At 48.6% G+C, this 15129-nt stretch carries 15 protein-coding genes and 3 tRNA genes; 8 read left to right on the top strand and 10 right to left on the bottom strand.

The features are described from left to right. Nucleotides 1-10: 10 nt before the first annotated feature. The 3 genes from gatA to radC all read right to left on the bottom strand — a co-directional run bounded on the left by gatA (nucleotide 11) and on the right by radC (nucleotide 2783). The gene (gatA, locus tag MRJ96_14260; protein MDR4502605.1) at nucleotides 11-1486 is read right to left on the bottom strand and encodes an Asp-tRNA(Asn)/Glu-tRNA(Gln) amidotransferase subunit GatA; all 1476 of its coding nucleotides are present in this window, start codon (nucleotides 1484-1486) and stop codon (nucleotides 11-13) included. Nucleotides 1487-1598: 112 nt separating this feature from the next. After that, entirely contained in the window at nucleotides 1599-1907 is a 309-nt protein-coding gene (gene gatC, locus MRJ96_14255) for an Asp-tRNA(Asn)/Glu-tRNA(Gln) amidotransferase subunit GatC (GenBank protein ID MDR4502604.1), read from the bottom strand. Between the two features lie 186 nt (nucleotides 1908-2093). After that, nucleotides 2094-2783: a DNA repair protein RadC gene (radC, locus tag MRJ96_14250; GenBank protein MDR4502603.1), complete on the bottom strand. Its 690-nt coding sequence runs from the start codon at nucleotides 2781-2783 to the stop codon at nucleotides 2094-2096. 153 nt (nucleotides 2784-2936) lie between these two features. Here radC and rsmD point away from each other — a divergent pair, with 153 nt between their 5' ends. The 4 genes from rsmD (at nucleotide 2937) to MRJ96_14230 (ending at nucleotide 5717) form a co-directional block, all read left to right on the top strand. Continuing rightward, nucleotides 2937-3533, top strand: coding sequence for a 16S rRNA (guanine(966)-N(2))-methyltransferase RsmD (gene rsmD / locus MRJ96_14245; GenBank protein MDR4502602.1), 597 nt, complete (start codon nucleotides 2937-2939; stop codon nucleotides 3531-3533). Then, nucleotides 3502-3975 carry a pantetheine-phosphate adenylyltransferase gene (gene coaD, locus MRJ96_14240; protein MDR4502601.1) on the top strand — a complete coding sequence of 158 codons (474 nt, stop codon included), beginning with the start codon at nucleotides 3502-3504 and terminating at the stop codon, nucleotides 3973-3975. Before rsmD ends, coaD begins: the two co-directional genes overlap by 32 nt. Nucleotides 3976-3997: 22 nt before the next feature. Further along, the gene (locus MRJ96_14235) at nucleotides 3998-5191 is read left to right on the top strand and encodes a pyridoxal phosphate-dependent aminotransferase (GenBank protein ID MDR4502600.1); all 1194 of its coding nucleotides are present in this window, start codon (nucleotides 3998-4000) and stop codon (nucleotides 5189-5191) included. Nucleotides 5192-5288: 97 nt separating this feature from the next. Beyond that, a complete protein-coding gene (locus tag MRJ96_14230) occupies nucleotides 5289-5717 on the top strand; it encodes a zinc ribbon domain-containing protein (GenBank protein MDR4502599.1) in 429 nt (142 codons plus the stop codon). Nucleotides 5718-5763: 46 nt separating this feature from the next. Here MRJ96_14230 and MRJ96_14225 read toward each other — a convergent pair whose 3' ends face one another. After that, complete coding sequence (locus MRJ96_14225; protein MDR4502598.1) at nucleotides 5764-6393, bottom strand: GDSL-type esterase/lipase family protein; 630 nt, start codon at nucleotides 6391-6393, stop codon at nucleotides 5764-5766. A 267-nt stretch (nucleotides 6394-6660) separates the two neighbouring features. On the opposite strand from MRJ96_14225, the gene MRJ96_14220 reads away from it, so the two are divergent. Continuing rightward, nucleotides 6661-7236 (top strand): OmpH family outer membrane protein, encoded by a 576-nt coding sequence (locus MRJ96_14220; GenBank protein MDR4502597.1) that lies wholly within the window; start codon nucleotides 6661-6663, stop codon nucleotides 7234-7236. Nucleotides 7237-7397: 161 nt separating this feature from the next. Here the strand turns inward: MRJ96_14220 and MRJ96_14215 are convergent, their stop codons facing one another. From MRJ96_14215 to MRJ96_14190, 6 genes are all read right to left on the bottom strand, one after another. After that, on the bottom strand, nucleotides 7398-8351 hold the full coding sequence (locus tag MRJ96_14215) for a hypothetical protein (GenBank protein ID MDR4502596.1): 954 nt from the start codon (nucleotides 8349-8351) through the stop codon (nucleotides 7398-7400). A 59-nt stretch (nucleotides 8352-8410) separates the two neighbouring features. After that, nucleotides 8411-8487 (bottom strand) — tRNA-Arg (locus MRJ96_14210). A gap of 569 nt (nucleotides 8488-9056) precedes the next feature. Beyond that, nucleotides 9057-9133 (bottom strand) — tRNA-Pro (locus MRJ96_14205). Then, entirely contained in the window at nucleotides 9111-9761 is a 651-nt protein-coding gene (locus MRJ96_14200; GenBank protein MDR4502595.1) for an XTP/dITP diphosphatase, read from the bottom strand. Before MRJ96_14200 ends, MRJ96_14205 begins: the two co-directional genes overlap by 23 nt. Continuing rightward, entirely contained in the window at nucleotides 9758-10498 is a 741-nt protein-coding gene (rph, locus tag MRJ96_14195; GenBank protein ID MDR4502594.1) for a ribonuclease PH, read from the bottom strand. The genes MRJ96_14200 and rph overlap by 4 nt, the downstream gene beginning before the upstream one ends. Nucleotides 10499-10581: 83 nt before the next feature. Continuing rightward, a complete protein-coding gene (locus MRJ96_14190) occupies nucleotides 10582-10722 on the bottom strand; it encodes a hypothetical protein (protein ID MDR4502593.1) in 141 nt (46 codons plus the stop codon). A gap of 120 nt (nucleotides 10723-10842) precedes the next feature. On the opposite strand from MRJ96_14190, the gene serS reads away from it, so the two are divergent. From serS to MRJ96_14175, 3 genes are all read left to right on the top strand, one after another. Then, nucleotides 10843-12126, top strand: coding sequence for a serine--tRNA ligase (gene serS, locus MRJ96_14185; protein ID MDR4502592.1), 1284 nt, complete (start codon nucleotides 10843-10845; stop codon nucleotides 12124-12126). A gap of 264 nt (nucleotides 12127-12390) precedes the next feature. Then, nucleotides 12391-12478 (top strand) — tRNA-Ser (locus tag MRJ96_14180). 865 nt (nucleotides 12479-13343) lie between these two features. Continuing rightward, the gene (locus MRJ96_14175) at nucleotides 13344-14789 is read left to right on the top strand and encodes an urea ABC transporter substrate-binding protein (protein MDR4502591.1); all 1446 of its coding nucleotides are present in this window, start codon (nucleotides 13344-13346) and stop codon (nucleotides 14787-14789) included. Nucleotides 14790-15129 lie beyond the last annotated feature (340 nt).

Genomic DNA, 15129 nt, shown 5'->3' with positions numbered 1-15129 from the left:
TTCTTCCTGGCTAACGAATGGAAGGACGTTTCTTTCGCCATTGCGTTGCCTGTTCATAGGCGAAGGCCGCGCGAAGAATCGTCGATTCTTCAAAGGGACGCCCCATCAACTGCATGCCGATCGGCAAGCCATCCTGACTAAACCCGCAAGGGAGTGATATTGCAGGAAGCCCAGCCAGGCTAGCAGAAATAGTATACATATCTGATAAATACATGTGTAGCGGGTCTTGAAGCCTTTCACCCAATGGAAAGGCCGGCGTAGGCATCACTGGCGTAATCAGAAAATCCACATCCTGGAAGACATTCTCAAAATCTCGTGCAATCAGAGTTCTCACGGATTGGGCCTTGCCGTAGAATGCATCATAATACCCGGCGCTCAACGCATATGTGCCTAACATGATGCGGCGTTTCACTTCGGGGCCAAACCCTTCTGCTCGAGTCTGTCGGTACATCTCCATAAGGTCTTGTCGTTCTTTGGTTCGATAACCATACTTCACGCCATCATAACGTGCGAGATTTGAACTCGCCTCCGCTGTTGCGATGATATAATACGCCGCGATCGCCCATTGCGTGGTCGGAAGCGAGACTTCTTGAATCGTTCCTCCAAGATCCTGATAGTGAGCGATGGCCGATTGGAGATGCTGCTCAACTTCCGGATCGAGCCCTTCCGCGAAGAATTCCCGCGGGACTCCAATCTTGAGTTTTTTGACGTCCTTTTTCTTGACGGCTTTCGTATAGTCAGGCGCATCGGTATCGACGGACGTCGAATCTCGGGGGTCATGCTTGGCCAAGGCATTGAGTAAAATCGCGGCATCTGTCACAGTTTTTGTAATCGGTCCGATTTGATCCAACGAAGAGGCAAAGGCGACAAGCCCATACCGTGATACCCGCCCATATGTGGGTTTTAATCCAACGACCCCACAACATCCGGCCGGTTGCCGAATAGAACCGCCGGTATCGGTTCCCAGGGCAGCGACACATTCATCGGCCGCCACCGCCGCGGCGGATCCTCCACTTGACCCTCCAGGAATGCGTTCAAGGTTCCAAGGATTGCGAGTCGTGCCAAATGCAGAATGTTCCGTTGACGAACCCATGCCGAATTCATCAAGATTTGTCTTCCCCACGAGTAAATAGCGATCCGCTCGAAAGGAAGAAATGACCGTCGCATCGTAGGGCGGCGTAAAATGTTCGAGCATTCTCGACCCACAAGTTGTCCGTAATGCCTGCGTACAAATATTGTCCTTGATAGCGATCGGCATTCCCATTAACGGAAACGTTTTCCGCCATTGCTTCAAATCCCTGTCGATCGCCTCAGCCTCCGTGAGTAGTCGTTCTCTGTCCTGACAGGTAATGAAGGCATTCACTTTTGATTCAACTTGGCTGATTCGTAACAGATAGGAACGCGCGATATCCCGGGCGCTGATGTCCCCGGCAGTAAAAAGATCCTGGAGTTCTTTTAAACTGAGCTTAAAAAGAGATGTGACCATTTTGAAGACGCGTAACTTTATTCGAGGCGTGACGGAACATCAGGGGCCGAACATTGTTGAATATTCTTCTGCTCGGACCTTCGGTTCGGTACGAGCTATGCTTTTCATTCCATCAACGGTTTCTGGTTTCTTGATCCGAGATAATCTTTGGAACGACAAAAAACCCTTCTTTGGTTTGAGGGGCATTGGCCACGGCTTCTTCGACGGGCAAGCAGGCATGGCAAATGTCCTCTCGTAGGACATTTGATGCCGTCGAAGTTGTGGCAGTCTGGGGAATGTCCTCGGTATCCACCTCGCTAAGCTGATTGACAAAAGTCACGATTTGGCTCAATTGTTCGCTGAATTGCTCTTTCTCGCCTTCAGCGATATGCAATCGTGCCAAATGGGCGATATGGTCGACTTCGTCCTGACTAATTTTCATGGTAAGTCTCTTGCGAACCTGTCCAATACGGCCCACAGGGCAGATGGGCTTTGATTGACTGTCTGGAATAAAAACCCTTTATTCCCAAATAGTTCTAGCATGTTTTCCCGAGAAAATCTACCGAACTTTACGCTTATAACCAGATCAATACAAAAGGGGGATTCCGTTTAACACGGAAATGTTCTATCAAGATTCTCTATGATGAAGAAACCCTCTGTCAGCAAAACTGACATAGCGGCCATCACCAATCACGAGGTGATCCAATACTTGAATCCCAAGAATCTCTCCCGCCGTGACCAATCGATGTGTGAGGGCGTGATCTTCTTCACTGGGTTCAGGATTGCCGCTGGGGTGATTATGAAGGACGACGATGGCTGCCGCTGATTCCCGGACGGCTATATTAAACACTTCACGTGGATGTACGATGTTGATCGTCAAGCTTCCTTCAGAAATCGTCGCATCTCGAATAATTTTATGCTTCGCATCAAGTAAGACGACTTTAAAGATTTCGTGACGTAGATCTCGAAGCCGGGGGAAATAATGCCTATACAACTCTTGACTACTTCCGATTCGCACTCCTGTCGTTAATGGGGCGGCGAGTGACCGTTTCCCCAGTTCAAGTGCCGCCATGATCTGAGCAGCCTTAGCTGGGCCAACCCCAGGAATGACGCATAACTCTTCAAGGCTTCGATTACACAGGCCCGGTAACCCATCCAACTGTTGCAGCAACTCCATGGCGACTTGAACGGCGGTAGAGTCCGGTCTTCCCACACGTAAAAGAATGGCGAGCAGTTGAGCATCAGAGACGGATTCTGGCCCTTCTTGTAAGAGCCGTTCCCGCGGGCGTTCGGATTTGGGCCATGTTTGAATTCCCATTTTTCCCTACTGTTATGTGTGTTTTAAGGAGCTCTTCACTATAGGCAGGTCCGAAGAAACACGTCAAAGTCACAGCTGATCGTGTTGTGAAATCTGAAAATGGTGTGGTACGGTACAAAGCCCTAGGGGCATAATTGAGTGAGACCATTATTGATGCTGCGAGTGATAGCTGGAAGTCAAAAAGGGCGTCGACTTCAAGGTCCGACTGGAAATCATATCCGTCCTACGTCTGGACGCGTGAGAGAAGCACTATTTTCCATTCTTGCCGATCACGTACCACAAGCGCGAGTGCTCGATCTGTGTTGTGGAGTGGGAACCATCGGACTCGAGGCCTTGAGTCGTGGCGCTGCCCGTGTTGTGTTTGTCGATCACCACCAAGATTCCTTGCTTCTCCTCAGGCGGAATCTTGCACAATGGGGAAACCCCGAAGAAGCCACCGTTCTCTGTGGCGACGCCTGGAAAATCCGACAAATCCCGCAAGTTCTTTACTCGGGACCATATGACATGATCTATGTCGATCCCCCCTATCGACAGCACGACTTCCTTCCTCTCTTATGTGACCTCGGCCATGAACGGATGCTCTCTCCACAGGGAACGATCATTGTAGAACATTTTTGGAAAACTGACATGCCGTCCTTTGCTAGCTCGCTTAAGGTGTCACGAACCCAGCGGTACGGCGATACCATGTTGACCTTTTATCAACCAACTTTTGATAGTCATGCGAATCGGCGTTTATCCAGGGACGTTTGATCCCATTACGCTCGGACATGCCAACGTCATCGCGCGAAGCCTGCGAATGGTTGATCGTGTGATCGTGGCCGTGGCGCCGAATCCTCAAAAAGGGCCCTTGTTCGATCTATCTGAACGTGTGGAACTCGCTAAAATTGCGACGAAACACTTATCGCATGTTGATGTGGAGCCATTCCACTCTCTTTTAGTAGATTATGTACGCGAACGAGGGGCGCAGGCGATCATCCGTGGCATGCGAGCCGTGTCAGATTTTGAACATGAATTTCAGATGGCACTGCTCAATCGAAAACTTGCTGAAGAAATCGAAACGGTATTTCTGATGGCGAGTGAAGAATATTCATATTTAACATCAAGCATGGTCAAGGAGGTTGCCTCACTTGGAGGTCCCTTGCAGGATTTTTTGCATCCAGAAGTCGCCGAAAGATTGCGAGCCCGTTTTTAACCCCATCACGACGTGGAATCACATGAAACTTGCTGAACGAACAACAAGGATTGAGGCCTCTCCAACATTACAAATGGCGGCAACGGTCAAAACGATGAAAGCACAAGGAGTCCGAGTGTTTGACTTTGCGGCTGGAGAACCTGCCCAGGATACTCCCGACCACGTAAAACATGCTGCATATGAGGCGATGCAGGCTGGATTCACGAAATATACGCCTGTTTCTGGAATCGATGAGCTGAAAGAAGCCATCATCGATTCATTGCGGTCTACTCGTCATCAGGAATATGAAAAGTCACAGATCCTAGTTTCGTGTGGCGCAAAACATTCTCTCTACAATTTCACTCAAGCTGCCCTTGAGGCTGGTGACGAAGTCATTGTGCCAAGCCCCTATTGGGTCTCCTACCCTGATCAAATCGTGCTAGCAGACGCGACGCCGGTGTTCCTCAAGACTGAAGAACAATCCCACTATGCGATTGATCCGGAGGCACTCAAGAAACTGATTACACCGAGGACGAAAGCGATTATCATCAATAGCCCCTGTAATCCGACTGGCAGTATGTATGATCAGCAGACTCTTGAACGTGTCGCCGATCTCGCGCTTCAACATGACTTATTGATCGTTTCTGATGAGATCTATGAACACCTCACGTATGACGGACACCAACATCTGAGCATTGCGGCACTGGGACCAGAAATCGCGGCTCGCACTCTTCTCGTGAACGGCGTCTCAAAATCCTATTCCATGACTGGGTGGCGAATAGGCTATGCGGCGGGCCCGAAGGACCTTATAACTGCGATGGCTCATGTTCAAGGGCAGAGTACGTCCAACCCCACTTCTATTTCTCAAAAAGCGGCTGTGGCCGCCTTACGGAACGGAGAAGAATTCGTGAAGGAAATGGTTCAGGAACTGGATAAACAGCGAACGATGATGGTTGACCGTCTTAACGCCATTCCCGGGGTCAGTTGCTTGAGTCCTCGAGGAGCCTTCTATGCCTTCCCGAACATTTCAGCCTTGTTCGGTCGTCGGCATGCCGACGGCATCATTTCTTCGGCATCTGACCTGGCACATTATCTGCTCAAAGAGGCCAAAGTGGCTGGAGTGGCAGGAGAACCATTCGGGAGTTCTGAGCATATACGCTTTTCCTACACACCGCCAATTGCTGTTATCGAGCAGGGAATGGACGAAGTGGCTCGCGCCATTCAGGCGTTACAATGAAAAAATGGACGTTTTATCCCTTGACTTTCGGGAGCGTGACCTTATCTCCTAATTAACTTACAGCCTGTGCTTATGGAGACCATCAGGAGGACGAACCGTGCCGATTTATGAATATGTCTGTACAGCCTGCAATGAAAAGTTCGAAGTCCAACGGAAGTTTTCCGACCCGCCCATCAAAACTTGTGCGGAATTCTCATGCCCTAAAGGCGAACCCGTTGAAAAAATCATCTCCTCTCCAGCCATCATGTTCAAAGGATCAGGATGGTACGTGACCGATTATTCAGACAAACTGAAAGAACCGAAGCGGCCCGGAGAAGATGGGAAACCTCAGGGAAAAACAGAGGGAGGAAAGACCGAGGGTAAAACGGAAGGGACTGCGTCATCCAGTGGATCGAGTGCATCCACTGACAGTTCAAGCACGTCGTCTACGACAAAGGACTCGTCATCATCCACTTCGACTTCCTCAAGTGGGGCCTCGTCCCCTAATACCTCATCGTCAAGTTCGTCGGGAAGTGACAAAACCTAATGGCCCTTCAGTATTCTTTGATTATCACGACGGCAGTTTCAACGTGTTATTCGAGGACCGTCGAACGGATTCCGTATTCCCTCGCCCAAACTTGATCCCACACCAATCCTGCAAAGCATTCATAGCCCTTGGTTGATAAATGGATACCATCGTTTGAATATTGGCGGGCCAGCAAAAGAGTCCCGCCAGGCTCTAATGTGGCGGAATAGAGGTCGATACAAGCCAGACTTTGAGCCTGACAGTGGGTCATGATCAGACGATTCAGTTCAACCCTCGGGTTAATATACTGCTTTTGGAATTCTGGGTTCTGCTGGTCTCCTACGTCTCGCAAGGAAGGCACCGTGACCGCCACAGGCTGAATGTCCGACTGAGACGCTTGATCATACATCCAGGTTAAATTCTCAAAAATAGTTGACGGAGCCATGTTCATCCCTAGGTCGTTCGTTCCCCCCAGGATAATGACAGAGTGCGGAACTTCGCGAAGGACGTCCCGAGGAAACCGAGTTGTCATCTCTCCCGTTAATTCTCCATTGTGACCTCGTGTCAGCACTGTGGCACGTTTTCCAAAGCAACGTTGGAGCATATCTCCATAGGGCGTTTCATGATAATAGGGGGCTTCCTGAGTGGGAGATTGAAATCCTACAGTCAAGCTATCTCCAAAACACACAATCTTCATATCGACTCTCCCATCGTCTGCTCACGAACGGACAACCGCATAAGATCTACACTCGTATTCCCAGTTTCATCATGGTAAAGTAGAGATATTCGAAGCACTCTTGACACGAACGATAGCCCTAGTTAACCTCAGGTCAGTCAATAGTCACGCGGGCTGCTCTTCGAGAAGTTCTCGCATACTAAGAAATCCAAGTACTGCGAGCATTACCTCTCACGTAGATCACGAACGGCTTTCGAACCCATTTACATTTCTCTGGAGAATATCATCATGAGGAGGCTTAGCGCGTCAATGCAACCCATTCGTCGGATAACAGCAAACATCATGACCCTTCTGTGTCTTGGCATTCTACTTTTTAGTTCAACCTCCCTGGCATTGGCAAAAGAGACCTCTAAGATTGCCATCATCGATCCTCAAGCCGTCATTGAAAAATCAAAAGCCGGGAGTCGGGCACTCGCTACATTGAAGGAACATGCACAAGCACGAGAAAATGTGCTAAAGGCTGACCAAAAAGAGTTGGAAGATCTCCAAACAGAGTTGCGAAAACTCCAATCGACTAATGATAAGAGCCTTAAGTCAAAACAAGAGGTCTTTACGCGAAAATTCCAAGATTTTCAAAAACGAGGGCAAGAATACCAACAAGAGCTCGGCCAAAAGCAAAAAGAACTCGTTCAGGAATATATGAAGAAAATCGAAGCCGCTACCGCCGTCGTAGCCCAACGTCATGGTTTTACGCTTGTCATCGATAAAGGGAGTGAAACGACATTGAAGATTGTCCTTTACGCGCAACGTGGTTTGGACATTACGAGTGAAGTCGTGAAAGAGTTCGATAAACGCTATAAGTAGGGATAGCCAAAGGAGATCTGATAATGTAATTCCATCAGAAGACGGGGCGAGAAACGTTTTTGATGATCTTGCGTTACGTGCCTACATGAAATCGACGGTAAAATTCTTTCAGTTCACCTATCATACAGTCTCATCCTCAATCGTAAAACATGCAGGCCCTTTCAATGATGTCTCACATGCCCCTCCTTTTGTGATCGTCTGGATGCCCCATGCGTTTTCTGGGTGATCATTCGTAGATGTCGAATGATCACGATAAGCCATATGCTTCCGACCGCGAAGATCCCGACACAACTACTCCATTCTCTGAACCAGGTAGAATGCGCATGAATGTCCCAGACCTCAATGACCTGTTCTTGGACAAAGCGACCGCGAATTGATGCCATTCCCGATTGAGCTAATTGTGCCCCCCGCACGACGAAATCTTCTCCGAAAACATTGATCACGTCGTTTTTGACGCCTTTTGTATAAGGACGTCTATCAGCTTCCACGGGGCGATCAATACGATGATTCCTCTCTTGAAACGTTCGGACATAATGATTGTCGTGCATGAAGGGCTCGTGAAGAAAAACAAAGGGGGCCATCAAGTATACAGTGAGTCCTATGAGACAAAGCCCGATCCTATAGGTCGAAAATGTGGCCAGGCTCAATGGTTCGGCGAGAGCCTCTTTCCATCGCCAAAACACGTAACCCAAGCCAAACCCAGTGAGAAGATATGTCGGAAGACTTTCCGGCCAAAACCACCCGACATTGCATAGCACCCATGAAAACGGGGCGACAAGATGAACCCCGTTGGCCCATTTGATCTGTATCGCATCAAGAACAAGATGTAGAACAGCATTGCTCCCAAGGATTCCAAAAGCCCTTCCCGGCGTTCTGCTTAATCCGGCCAATGCGCCACATAGCACCAACGTCATAAACAAAGAAGACTGAGTAATCGCATAGAGCTTCAGGCTATACAGATCGACACCGGGATCGAGTCCTACAACCGCCCGTCGAATGATCCAAGGGATATCGGGTAGAAGACAGCCCAGAAAGACAAGTTTCAGATCGGCTTGAGGAACGGCGAGCTTTGTTAGGACCCCTTGGACACCCAGATGAGCGAGTGTATTTGGCATCGCATAAAAACTGGGAAGATAGGCTGAGGACTTTGTTAGCTAAGATTTTTTTTGAAAAGTGGCGCGCCCGGCAGGAATCGAACCTGCGACCCTCGGCTTAGAAGGCCGATGCTCTATCCAACTGAGCTACGGGCGCATTGGAGATCACAGCGAACTCAAAGTAACGTCAAACGACACGGCATAACTACTCTACGCGTCATAGCTCACTTCAAGGGTTGACGATTTACAAGTCGACTATGGAGCGAATCATACCAAAATAATGTTTATAGACAAAGTACAAAGCCCGGAATCATCGTCACCTACGAAACCGTTCGTCAATGGTGTTAGAAGTTTAACCAGGACTATACTCAAAAACTCAAGAAACGACAGGGACACCTGAATGATGCCTGGCAGGTCGACGAAATGCTTGTGATCGTTCAAGGCCAACGGCACTATCTGTGACGAACCGTGGAGCAACATGGCGATTCCCTAGATATTCTCGCGCAACATCGTCGCAATCACTAGCACGAGCATACGAAGATCCGTTTCATCTTGGTCACCACCTGATCTAGGCAGTCAACTATCGGCTGTTACGCAACCAGGTATTCTAAGTTTGGCAGGAGTTGGCCTGTACACGAAGTGTGTCTTACAAAATAACGACATTTTGTTCACATGGCATTAATATGACAATACCTGAGAACTTAAGAGTATGGGGAGAGTGAAGGTTGGTCGGGGCGAGAGGATTTGAACCTCCGACATCCTGCTCCCAAAGCAGGCGCGCTACCGGGCTGCGCTACGCCCCGACTTTTTGTGGGGAATCCATTTGGTTGTAAGGAGCTCTTTGGCTTTTGCCAAGGCCTTGGCGCGATGGCTAATCCTGTTTTTGAGATCAAGACTTACTTCAGCCAATGTCTTTCCAAGCTCAGGTATCAAGAAGACCGGATCGTACCCAAAGCCTTTCGTCCCTTTTTGCTGCGTCGTAATTTCTCCGTTGAGAATACCTTCAACTGTCTCAACAGCGCCATGCGGTAATGCAATCGCCACTACTGTAAGAAAACGAGCCTGCCGATGTCCAGTCGGTATGCCCCGAAGCTCTTTGAGCAATTTTTGACAATTATCTTCGTAGGAGGCATCTTCCCCAGCATATCGCGCGGCATAGACTCCAGGACGTCCATCTAACGCGTCGACTTCGAGTCCGGTGTCATCCGCCAGCGTCACATGTCCAGTATAGTCGGCAATGCCCTGGGCTTTCTTCTCGGCATTTTCTGTACAGGTCTTTCCATCTTCGATAATTGCAGGGACATCGGGAAAATCGCGCAATGTCAAAATCCTGAGAGGAAGATCAGCAAGATATGTCAAAATTTCTTCTTGCTTATGCCGATTGCCTGTTGCCAGCACCAGCGTCTGTAGAGCATGAGAATTGTCGGTCAAGCCAGAGGTCCTATGAGTTCTTTTTGCTTTTTGATGAGATCTTGGATGCCAATCCATCCCAAAGACAGGAACGCGTCAAGATCTTTTTTCTCAAATGGCGCGCCTTCGGCCGTACCTTGCACTTCAACTAAGTGGCCTTTTCCCGTCATGACAAGATTCATGTCCACGTCTGCGACTGAATCTTCATCGTACGCCAGGTCAATTCGAACCTCTCCACCGATTTTCCCAATGCTGATTGCAGCTAGATAATCATTCAGGGGCCGTTGTTTAATCAATCGCTTCTCTTTGAGTTTCATCATAGCATCAGCTAGCGCGATAAACGAGCCAGTAATAGCCGCAGTCCGAGTTCCCCCATCAGCCTGAATGACATCGCAATCGATCCAGATGGTTCGCTCACCGAGTGCGGGCATGTCGGTCACGGCACGAAGGGCGCGGCCCACGAGCCGCTGAATTTCGAGCGTCCGTCCGCCTTGCTTCCCACGGTTCGCCTCACGCGGCATACGGTCATGGGTGGATCGAGGGAGCATGCCATATTCTGCCGTCACCCAGCCCTTACCTTTATCCCGAAGAAATGGCGGTACTTTCTCTTCGACCGACGCATTGCAAATGACCTTGGTCTCTCCCATTTCAATCAGCACCGAACCTTCAGCATATTTGGTAAACCCTCGCGTAATTTTGACAGGACGAATTTCATTCGGTAGCCGTCCGTCGGATCGTTTCAAACTCGCATCAGACATGCAGTGTTCCTTTCCCCAAAAAGAAGACGGATTATAAAGAGGGGTTGGTGAAAACTCAAACGCTCTCGTGAGCAGAATTTGCCTTACTCATCTCCTGAATGCTTCTCCTCGGGAGCACGGGCTTGTTGCCGTCTAGCAACCCTCCAGCGCACGTACAGCAAGACGAGAATCAGGCAACTGACTCCCAGGATAAACGCATCTTCATAGGGAAAGACATATGCCATGTTCACTCGTGATTGGTCCTCTCTTTTTCGCTCACGAGCATCACGAATACCATTCGTTGACTCCCATTACACTGAGTGGTAGATTCAGCACAATGCACGAACCCTTAAGAATGACAACCTATGTATGATTTCCGTGTTTTAAAGGATCAGCTCGAAGCTTTGCAACACGCGTTGGGAGTACGTGGGCAAGAGGTGCCCTGGGATCTCGTTCGGAAATTATCAGAGCAACGCCGAGAATTGATTGGCAATATCGAAGAGCTGCGGAATCAATTAAAACAAGGCTCAAATACGGTCGCGAAGCTCAAACGCCAACAACAACCGACAGACGAAGCAACAGCTACACTTCGAGAGCTAGGCGATCGCATTCAAGCCATGGAAGGGCAGTTACGCGGAATCGAAGAACAGCTCCAAGCCCACGCGCTCCGGATACCCAATACTCCGCATGAATCAGTCCCGCAGGGAACGAGCGAGCAGGATAATGTCGAAATTCGTCGCTGGGGAACGCTTCCCACCTTCGCATTCCCCCCCCAATCCCATGAAACCCTGGGCGAAGCGCTGGGATTGTTTGACTTTGAGCGAGCCAGCAAAATTACCGGATCGCGTTTTTCGCTTTCGCTCGGTCTTGGAGCCAAACTTGAGCGGGCCTTAGCCAACTTTATGCTAGATGTCCATACTCGCGAACATGGATACACCGAAGTGCTACCTCCCTATATTGTGAATCGCACGACCATGACCGGAACCGGTCAGCTTCCGAAGTTTGAAGACGACGCGTTTCATATAACGAGCGAGGACTATTTTCTCATCCCTACGGCCGAAGTACCGGTCACGAATATCTATCAACAAGAGATTCTCCCGGAAACCGACCTTCCGCTTCGTTACGTGGCCCATACCCCGTGCTTTCGCAGAGAGGCAGGCTCATACGGACAAGATACCAAAGGACTCATTCGCGTCCATCAATTTCAAAAAGTGGAGCTTGTGAACTTTGTCCAACCGGAAGACTCTTATCAAGCGCTAGAAGATTTAACGACGTGCGCCGAAGCAATCTTGCAAGCCTTGGGTCTCCCCTATCGGGTCATCACACTCTGCACTGGAGACCTCGGATTTTCCGCGGCCAAAACGTATGATTTAGAAGTCTGGGTTCCGTCACAGAATACCTATCGAGAGGTCTCCTCCTGTAGTAATTTCGAGGCCTTTCAGGCCAGACGTGCTGGTATTCGCTTTCGACCTAAGCAGGGCAAACCTTCCCACGTCCATACCTTAAACGGATCGGGGTTGGCGGTGGGACGGACATTGGTGGCCCTTCTGGAAAATTATCAACAAGCCGACGGGTCCGTACGTATTCCAGATGTGCTTCGTCCGTACATTCCGGAAACTGATCGGATTGAAGGGATGAAAAACCGTTAGACATTGATGTTGAGCATGAGTGAGACAGATGAACGCAGCACGTCTATCATAGCGCATCGGAGCTCTCATTCTGAAAAAGATGTTTGGAGAGTCCGCTTCATGTCTCTTGTCCCACAGGTATTTCCCTGGAATGCCATATTGATGATTGAATAATTTTAGCGAGTAATCTCGTCCAATTCATTCCCGGTCAAAACTGTACCGATAGAGTTTCCCATGATAGGTCCGTATTAATAACTTTCATATCCGACATATCCAATAATCCTTGGAGGGGTGCTAGAGTGGACGAATAGGCCGGTCTTGAAAACCGGAGTCCTTCACGGGACCGTGGGTTCGAATCCCACCCCCTCCGCCATATAAACACAAGTAAACTGAGATTCTCTACGAGTCATTCTATATTGCTTTAGCTAGTCAACGCTTCGTCGCGACCCGGTTCCTTTTTCTCGACGTCAACGCCGTCCTTTCCGCTCACCATTCTGCTGTCACGAACCCCCTACTGCCAGTACGCCGGTCTTTCTGCACAGCTCAATCCATTGTCCAGAATCTTGTACCCACTTCTAAATTTCCGACTTTGCCTTCAGTCTATGTCTGATTTTCAGGAAAAGTCATAGCTAACGGGTCTTTTCCCTTGATTTAGACAGGAGGTGAGGAATATATCTGATATTATCCAAACGTATTTTTAGAGAGTATCTGTAACTTTATCCAGATCGGTTGAGAGAAATGAAAATAACAAAGAATCCCGTCGAACAGTTTCTCAATCCCTAAGACGAGCCACTTTGGTTCTTCGACTACACTCGAAAGTGCTGTTTGTGGTGAGTTGAACAGAAGCGGCGTCGCGGGGTGCAAGGGGGTGTTGCAGGACATCCACAGATCATCCAAGAAATTGAGAGACGCCACGATGAGAAAGAACACCAAAACAGAAAGCCCCCCTCTCCGCTCTTATCCACCTTGTTTTTCCTATAGGTACGCAAATGACAAACGCTCAAAGCCGATGCCCTATGGCTCCAGTTGAAAGGCATTTAGCCATGGTGTTGTGATGAGGGAAAGATCAGAATAAGTGGAGGACATGCCATACGTTATGATGCGCTGCACATTAGTAGAGTCTGCGCACTATGGCTCCGATTGAGCAACCTTACCGGACAATTCGTCATCGGGGAAAGCAAATCAAGGGCTGTACAAAGAATATCTACTCACGAACACTAAAGAGACGATTACAACACATGACTCACACCATAAAAATTGGAATCATTCATTCGCTCTCCGGAACGATGAAGTTAAATGAGGTTCCGATGGTACAAGCCATTGAAATGGCTGTTCACGAAATTAACCAATCTGGAGGCGTGCTGGGTCAACAAATTGAAGCAATCGTCAAAGATTGCAAATCAATTCCCGAGGAATATGCATCCCAAGCAGAAACTCTCTTAACGAAAAATGATGTCGCCTGTGTGTTTGGCTGTTGGACCTCTGCATCGCGAAAAGCCGTCAAGCCCATCATTGAACGACACCAATCCCTTCTCTGGTATCCCCTGCAATACGAAGGCTTAGAGGAAGCCCCTTGCATCATATATACGGGAAGTTGTTTTAACCAACAGATCCTTCCTGGAGTAAAGTGGGCGTTATCGAGAGGCTTCAACCGTTGCGTCCTCGTTGGTTCTGACTACGTCTTTCCAAGAACCAGCAATCGCTTGATTAGTCTATTCGTCAAAAATGATAAAGGAACCGTATTAGGTGAGGAATATATACCGTTGGGATCGACGAATGTTTCCAATCTCATCGACATGATCATCGAATGTAAGCCAGACATAATCTTTAATACTCTTAATGGAGACAGTAACTTAGTGTTTTTCAAAAAACTGTATCAGGCTGGGATAGGCCCTGAAGTTATCCCGATTATGTCCTTTAGCCTTTCCGAAATCGAATCTCTGAGCATTGCGGAGGAAGTCAAAGGGAGTTATGCCTGCTGGAACTATTTTTCAACGATCCCTGATGATGAAAATCAACGTTTCGTGAAAAAATGCAAAGAATATCTTGGCCCACATTATCCGATCTCCGATCCCGTTGTGACATCTTACAGTCAGGTGTATCTATGGAAACAACTAGTCGAACGCTGCAAAACCTTCGATTGCGAAGTCTTGTCTGAACACCTTATCGGAACTTTTTTCAATGGCCCTAGCGGTATGATTCAGATACAGAAAAATCATCATGTTGGAAGGTACGCACGCATTGGAAGAGCTCGAGAAGATGGCTTGTTCGATATCATCTGGACCAGCCCCTCTCCACTCCCACCCCTGCCCTGGTTAGGCATGGAAGAGATCGCGATCAGCAACCGCTCACTGATACTTGAAGTCATGAAAGAATTCCCAGAGCTTGGCCATCAAAACTGGAATCTCAGACGAACGAATCCCGATCATACGATGGTAGGGGAAGAACCCGCTCATACCACCTGCCATATACATACGATGGATGAAAAAAACGTCTCAACAAAGAACCTCCAGATAATCTGCGCTGTCTGCAAAAGCCTATTTAAGGAAAATGGTGAATGGCAGAGTGTAGAGGCCTATTTAAGTTCCACCCACCACACTAAGCTTTCCCACAGTCTCTGTAATTTATGTGAGAAAGTTCTGTACCCATGGGTAGAACCTGAGCCATCCTCCGAAGAAGATTGATCGGCTACGAAGGGAAAATATGGCGATCTGATGAACAACAAGGGACTTGACGACCTGTCAGGAACGTTGCTGACACCAAAAGACGCGTGACACATTGAATGCACTTCCCCACAAATGTACAGGAGAGAGCCAAACATACACTACATGAGTACTGAGATTACCCTGACACATTGTTTTGTTCATCACTCAATTGATAGCGAATCCCAATAAGTTCCAATCAGCAAATACGACAAATCTCGCGCGGCACGACGGGAACCATACGGTAAGTTATTTGAAACGGCTATGAACGAGCGAGCACTCCTCACTTGTAAGAAGAGACGCCCAAGAAACGGCATAACGG

Source organism: Nitrospirales bacterium, assembly GCA_031315865.1.
Classification (GTDB): Bacteria; Nitrospirota; Nitrospiria; order Nitrospirales; family UBA8639; genus JAGQKC01.
The sequence above is the reverse complement of the archived record's forward strand: the minus strand, read 5'-3'. Positions and strand labels throughout refer to the sequence as shown.

Excerpts from the sequence above, each read along its gene's own strand:
- MRJ96_14175 (MDR4502591.1), top strand. The coding sequence starts at position 13,344 with ATGACTCACACCATAAAAATTGGAATCATTCATTCGCTCTCCGGAACG.
- serS (MDR4502592.1), top strand. The coding sequence starts at position 10,843 with ATGTATGATTTCCGTGTTTTAAAGGATCAGCTCGAAGCTTTGCAACAC.
- rph (MDR4502594.1), bottom strand. The coding sequence starts at position 10,498 with ATGTCTGATGCGAGTTTGAAACGATCCGACGGACGGCTACCGAATGAA.
- MRJ96_14235 (MDR4502600.1), top strand. The coding sequence starts at position 3,998 with ATGAAACTTGCTGAACGAACAACAAGGATTGAGGCCTCTCCAACATTA.
- MRJ96_14215 (MDR4502596.1), bottom strand. The coding sequence starts at position 8,351 with ATGCCAAATACACTCGCTCATCTGGGTGTCCAAGGGGTCCTAACAAAG.
- rsmD (MDR4502602.1), top strand. The coding sequence starts at position 2,937 with ATGCTGCGAGTGATAGCTGGAAGTCAAAAAGGGCGTCGACTTCAAGGT.
- MRJ96_14225 (MDR4502598.1), bottom strand. The coding sequence starts at position 6,393 with ATGAAGATTGTGTGTTTTGGAGATAGCTTGACTGTAGGATTTCAATCT.
- MRJ96_14190 (MDR4502593.1), bottom strand. The coding sequence starts at position 10,722 with ATGGCATATGTCTTTCCCTATGAAGATGCGTTTATCCTGGGAGTCAGT.
- gatC (MDR4502604.1), bottom strand. The coding sequence starts at position 1,907 with ATGAAAATTAGTCAGGACGAAGTCGACCATATCGCCCATTTGGCACGA.
- MRJ96_14220 (MDR4502597.1), top strand. The coding sequence starts at position 6,661 with ATGAGGAGGCTTAGCGCGTCAATGCAACCCATTCGTCGGATAACAGCA.
- gatA (MDR4502605.1), bottom strand. The coding sequence starts at position 1,486 with ATGGTCACATCTCTTTTTAAGCTCAGTTTAAAAGAACTCCAGGATCTT.
- radC (MDR4502603.1), bottom strand. The coding sequence starts at position 2,783 with ATGGGAATTCAAACATGGCCCAAATCCGAACGCCCGCGGGAACGGCTC.
- coaD (MDR4502601.1), top strand. The coding sequence starts at position 3,502 with ATGCGAATCGGCGTTTATCCAGGGACGTTTGATCCCATTACGCTCGGA.